The sequence below is a fragment of the Dellaglioa sp. BT-FLS60 genome (genome assembly GCF_054941065.1).
The window spans coordinates 140,121-146,274 of the sequence record NZ_JBSOLI010000030.1; the positions used below are offsets into that span (position 1 = coordinate 140,121).

Genomic DNA, 6,154 nt, shown 5'->3' on the forward strand with positions numbered 1-6,154 from the left:
TTAACCAGGTTATTTTAAGACGAGATAAAAAGTTTCAGTATTCTTTAAATAGGTATTTACAAAACTCTAAACAGTCTATATAATATTTTAAGGATTCTTCTTTAATTAAATAACATTGTATTTTGTTATTTAATGGGGAAGTAGTATAATAAAAACAAAGAATCATCAGGGTTAGATTTTCTAAAACTGTTTTATTCTTACAAAAACATTAGGAGGCTCTTATTCATGGCAAAAGAACATTACGAACGAACAAAACCCCATGTTAATATTGGTACTATCGGACATGTCGATCACGGAAAGACAACTTTAACAGCTGCAATCAGTAAAGTATTATCAGACAAAGGTTTCGGTGAAGCAGCAGATTTCGCTTCAATCGATGCCGCTCCTGAAGAACGTGAACGTGGTATTACTATCAATACTGCCCATGTTGAATACGAAACAGCTGCACGTCATTACGCACATATCGATGCTCCAGGACATGCTGATTACGTTAAAAACATGATCACTGGTGCTGCACAAATGGATGGTGCTATCTTAGTTGTTGCTGCAACTGATGGCCCTATGCCTCAAACACGTGAACATATCTTACTTGCTCGCCAAGTTGGTGTTGATTACCTTATCGTGTTCTTGAACAAAACTGATTTGGTTGATGATGAAGAATTATTAGACCTTGTAGAAATGGAAGTTCGTGAATTATTAAGCGAATATGATTTCCCAGGCGATGATATTCCTGTTATCCGTGGTTCAGCTCTTAAAGCCCTTGAAGGCGATCCAGAAGCTGTAAAACAAGTTGAATTGTTAATGGATACTGTTGATTCATACATTCCAACACCAGTTCGTCCTACAGACCAACCATTCTTGATGCCAGTTGAAGATGTATTTACAATTACTGGTCGTGGTACTGTTGCTTCAGGTCGTATTGACCGTGGTACAGTTAAAGTCGGAGACGATATTGAAATTGTTGGTTTACATGATGATGTTCTTAAAACAACAGTTACAGGTATCGAAATGTTCCGTAAGACACTTGACGAAGGTGAAGCCGGCGATAACGTTGGTGCTTTACTCCGTGGTATCGATCGCGAACAAATTGAACGTGGACAAGTTCTTGCCCAACCTGGTTCAATCAAAACTCATAAATTATTCAAAGGCGAAGTTTATATCCTTTCTAAGGAAGAAGGTGGACGTCATACTCCATTCTTCTCAAACTACCGTCCTCAATTCTTCTTCCATACAACTGATGTTACTGGTGTTATTGAATTGCCAGAAGGCGTAGAAATGGTTATGCCTGGTGATAACGTTACATTTACAGTTTCATTAATCGCCCCAGTTGCTATTGAAAAAGGTCTTAAATTTACTGTTCGTGAAGGTGGCCGTACTGTTGGTGCCGGAGTCGTTTCAGAAATTGACGATTAATTTTTAATTAAATTAAAAATAAGAAATTCGGAAAGCTTTTGCTTTCTGAATTTTTTTTTATAATCATTTACAATCTAGTAATGATACGGTAAAATAGACAAGTATATAAATAGTACGAATATAAAATTTTTGTTCTATCGGAGGGAAAACAATGTCAGCAAAATTTGAAAAAACAGGTAAAAACAATGGAGAAATCACATTCGAAATTGAAACTGATAAAATTAAAGAAGGATTAGAAAAAGCTTTCTTGAAAGTTAAGAAAGATTTAACTGTTCCTGGATTCCGTAAAGGAAAAGTGTCACGTCAAGTATTTAACAGAATGTATGGTGAAGAATCATTATACGAAGATGCTTTAAATATCTTATTGCCTGAAGCATACGAAAAGGCACTTGAAGAAGTTAAAGTATCACCAGTTGATCAACCTGATATTAACATTGACAGCTTAGAAAAAGATTCTACATGGGTACTTAAAGCTAAAGTGACACTTCAACCAGAAGTTGAATTAGGTGACTACAAAGGCTTGACTGTACCTAAACAATCACGTCGAGTAACAAAAAAAGACGTTGAAGATAACTTAGAAGCAAAACGTCAACAACAAGCAGAACTTGTGCTTAAAGAAGACGAAGCAGCTGTTTCTGGCGATACGGTTATTATTGACTTTGAAGGTAAAGTTGATGGTGTTGCATTTGATGGTGGTAAATCAGAAAATTATACTCTTGAATTAGGTTCAAACTCATTTATTCCTGGATTTGAAGACCAATTAGTTGGGCATAAAGCAGGAGAAGATGTTGACGTAACTGTTACATTCCCTGAAGATTACCAAGCAGAAGACTTACGCGGTAAAGAAGCCATATTTGCTGTTAAAGTTCATGAAGTCAAAGGCAAAGAACTTCCAGAAATGGATGATGAATTTGCTAAAGATATTGATGAAGAAGTTAGCACACTTGAAGAATTACAAGCAAAAACAAAAGATCAAATTAAAGAAGCAAAAGAAGCTACAGCAAAAGAAGCCATTCAAGATGCTGCAATCGAATTAGCAGTTGATAATGCTAAAGTAGATGAAATTCCTAACTCAATGATTGAAGAAGATGTTCATCGTCAAATGGATCAATACCTTGCAAACATGCAACAACAAGGAATTGATACAAAGATGTACTTCCAATTGACAGGAACATCTGAAGATGACTTACACAAACAATTTGAAGAAGGCGCAGAACGTCGCGTTAAAACAAACCTTGTGTTAGAAGCTATCGTTGCTGCTGAAAAAGTTGAACCTTCAGACGAAGAAGTTTCAGCTGAAATTTCAAACTTAGCAGAACAATATGGGATGGAAGAAGATGCAGTTCGTTCTGCTCTTTCAGACGATATGGTTAAACATGATATTGCTATCAAAAAAGTTGTTGATGAATTAGCTGATTCAGCAGTTGAAGAAGCAAAAATGAAAAAATAATCACTTAATCGATTGTCCTGATTAGTTGATTTAAAAGAATGAGATTGAAGCGAGTTTTTGGCTTCAATCTTTTTTGTTAAATACATCTAAAAGCAAATGTTCGCGAAATATCGCTAAATTTGATAGAATGTATATATTAAAATAAAAGAAATTGAAAAATATGAGGTGGTAAAATGTTCGAAAATACTGAAGAAGGCGGACCCGTAAATTGCTCCTTTTGCGGTAAGTCACAAGATCAAGTTATGAAAATTGTCGCTGGACCAGGCGTATATATTTGTAACGAATGTGTGGATTTATGTAAAGAAATCATTGATGAAGAATTTAGAGAACAAATGGATTCTGAACCATTACTTGTTTTAAAACCACAAGCTATCATGAATAAACTTAACAACTATGTGATTGGACAAGAACAATCTAAAAAAACATTGTCAGTAGCTGTTTATAATCATTACAAACGAGTTAATCATATGCTTGATGTTGAAGAAAATAGTGATGATGAAACAGAGTTACAAAAAAGTAATATTTGTTTAGTTGGTCCTACAGGATCAGGTAAAACATATTTGGCTCAAAGTTTAGCTAAAATCTTAAATGTCCCATTTGCAATTGCAGATGCGACAACTTTAACTGAAGCTGGATACGTTGGTGAAGATGTTGAAAATATTCTTTTGAAATTATTGCAAAGTGCAGATTACGATGTTGCAAAAGCTGAAAAAGGAATTATTTATATTGATGAAATTGATAAGATTGCTAAGAAAAGTGAAAATGTTTCAATTACGCGAGATGTTTCAGGTGAGGGTGTTCAACAAGCTCTTTTGAAAATTCTTGAAGGTACAATTGCAAGTGTTCCGCCTCAAGGTGGCCGTAAACATCCACAACAAGAATTAATTCAAATAGATACTAAAAATATTTTATTTATTGTTGGTGGTGCATTTGCTGGAATTGAAACAATGGTAAAAAATCGTTTAGGCGATAAAACAATTGGGTTCGGTGCTGAAGTTAGCTCTGCTGAAACGGTTGATGAAGACAATAGTATTATGCAACAAATTATTCCAGAAGATTTATTGAAATTTGGCCTAATCCCTGAGTTTGTTGGTCGTTTACCAATTATGACTGCTTTAGAGGAATTAAAAGAAGAAGATTTGGTTCGAATTTTAACAGAACCTAAAAATGCTTTGGTTAAACAATATACGAAACTTGTCGAGTTAGATGGTGTAACGCTTGAGTTTGAACCTGAGGCATTATCACGAGTTGCTGAACTTGCTATTAAACGAGACACCGGTGCACGTGGATTACGTTCAATCATTGAAGAAACAATGCGTGATGTGATGTTTGATATTCCAAGTCATGAAGACATTACTCGCGTCATTATTACTAAGGCAACGGTTGATCAAACACAGGGGCCTGTAATAATTAAAGGTAACGAGAAGGCAGCATCTTAAATCTGGAAATTAAGTGAAGGTATATTTATTTGGATGTTCAAAAAAAGTGAGTACACCCTCAAAAAAAGATATAGCTGTGAACGTTAAGTGTAGTATAATGAATTTTAGGTTAATAATTTTAATAAATAATAAAGGGTGGACGTCATGAACAAAATATTAAAAAAGGCAATTTTATTTGGATTCTCTGGGGCATTATTGGGTGGACTTGGATTATTCAACAAATCTGTTGAAGCTAAGGCTCCTGCAAATAATATTGGATATAGTGTTCAAAGTATTCAATCTGACAAGCAAGTTAAAGCAAGCTTGAAACAATCTTACTTTGATATGCAATTGGATGCTAAAGAAAAGGAAACAATTTCAGTTAAGATTTTTAATTCTTCAAATAAGGCATTAAAAATTCGTAACGCTGTTTACACAGCTTCTACGAATGATAATGGTCAACTTGAATATACTAAAAAATTAGCTAAGAAAAATATTGATAAATCAATGAAATATCCTTTAGCATCACTTACTAAGCTAGATTCAGGTAGTGTAGTGACTGTTCCTGCTAAGGGGAGTAAAGTTGTTAAGGCAACAATTACAATGCCTAAAAACAGCTTTAATGGTGTTCTTTTAGGTAGTTGGTACTTTGAAAAAGTTGATAATTCAGCTAAGACGAGTAGCAAGGCAAAAGGAATTTCAATTTCAAATGCTTATTCATATGCAATCGGAATTAAAATTTTAGAAAAGAAAACGGTTGAACCAAATATGAACTTACTATCAGTTAAAGCTGGTATGAGAAATTATCGTAAAGGGGTATTTCCTGTATTCCAAAATGATACAGCCGTTATTATTCCTAAGTTAACAATCAAATCTGAAATTACGAAAAAAGGTTCTTCAAAAGTTTTGAAGAAGACAACATTAAAGAACCTATCAATGGCACCAAATTCACATTTTAATTTTCCAATGCTTTATGATAAAGGTCAATTAGAAGCTGGAGATTATACATTAAAAGCTGTAGCAACAAGTGGTAAGCATACTTGGAGATTCGATAAGAACTTTACTATTACAAATGACGATGCTAGCAAGTATAATAAAAAGGCCATTGCTGATCCTAAAAAACCAACAAATCCATTATGGTATGTTGCTTTAGGTCTTGGTCTTGCAATCTTAGTCATCTTAATCTTCTTCCTTATTAAAAGATACGTTGATAAGAAAAAAGCTGATAAGTAGATTTCTAATATTATTATTTATTTTATTTTTCAACATGTTTGTGACGGCTAAGATGGTGTCTGCGGACATTTTGTATGGGTATAGTACACTACCCACTACGGTTAACTCACATGTTGAGGAAGGTGAGTCAGGGTACCATATTTATTCTGATAGTAATAATATGAAATCGCCTTATTTACAAATTGTTGCTACAGATGGGTTAACGCCATCTTGGCAGTTAAGAGGTAGACTAAAAGCTAAGTCAAATGATATTGTACATGTTGATTTATTTTGTCCAGAATTACAAGCGGGACTAAAGAATATACCAGAGACTTACGGTAATTTAATTTCTGGGGATTCGATTAATTTATCGACAAACGCAAAAGATAGTAGCGGGGAATATTTATTTTATTGGCCCAATACGTTAGTTCAGATTTTAACTACTGATGTAGTCGCACATGCTGAAATGCAAATGGTCTGGATTATTCAAATGGCAGCAACAAAATAAAAGCTTTACAACTTCGGATATTTTGGGGCTCTTCGTCAACTGTTGTTGGTGAAATTGTCATTGAGAAATCTGTTATTTGATAACAGGTTTCTTTTTTTGCTTAAAATTTAATTGTACTCAAAATACGTAAACGATACTGGCTAAAATTTTTAA

At 34.1% G+C, this 6,154-nt stretch carries 5 protein-coding genes; all 5 read left to right on the plus strand.

Features of this window, described 5'->3' with window-relative positions; all coding sequences use genetic code 11:
* Window positions 1-225 precede the first annotated feature (225 nt).
* The 5 genes from tuf to ACVQ8P_RS03330 all read left to right on the plus strand — a co-directional run bounded on the left by tuf (window position 226) and on the right by ACVQ8P_RS03330 (window position 6,001).
* Window positions 226-1,413, plus strand: coding sequence for an elongation factor Tu (gene tuf, locus ACVQ8P_RS03310; protein WP_462297472.1), 1,188 nt, complete (start codon window positions 226-228; stop codon window positions 1,411-1,413).
* 151 nt (window positions 1,414-1,564) lie between these two features.
* On the plus strand, window positions 1,565-2,863 hold the full coding sequence (gene tig / locus ACVQ8P_RS03315; RefSeq protein ID WP_462297473.1) for a trigger factor: 1,299 nt from the start codon (window positions 1,565-1,567) through the stop codon (window positions 2,861-2,863).
* 173 nt (window positions 2,864-3,036) lie between these two features.
* Complete coding sequence (clpX, locus tag ACVQ8P_RS03320) at window positions 3,037-4,302, plus strand: ATP-dependent Clp protease ATP-binding subunit ClpX (RefSeq protein WP_462297474.1); 1,266 nt, start codon at window positions 3,037-3,039, stop codon at window positions 4,300-4,302.
* A 144-nt stretch (window positions 4,303-4,446) separates the two neighbouring features.
* Window positions 4,447-5,514 carry a DUF916 and DUF3324 domain-containing protein gene (locus tag ACVQ8P_RS03325; RefSeq protein ID WP_462297475.1) on the plus strand — a complete coding sequence of 356 codons (1,068 nt, stop codon included), beginning with the start codon at window positions 4,447-4,449 and terminating at the stop codon, window positions 5,512-5,514.
* Window positions 5,515-5,548: 34 nt separating this feature from the next.
* On the plus strand, window positions 5,549-6,001 hold the full coding sequence (locus ACVQ8P_RS03330) for a hypothetical protein (protein ID WP_462297476.1): 453 nt from the start codon (window positions 5,549-5,551) through the stop codon (window positions 5,999-6,001).
* Window positions 6,002-6,154: the final 153 nt, after the last annotated feature.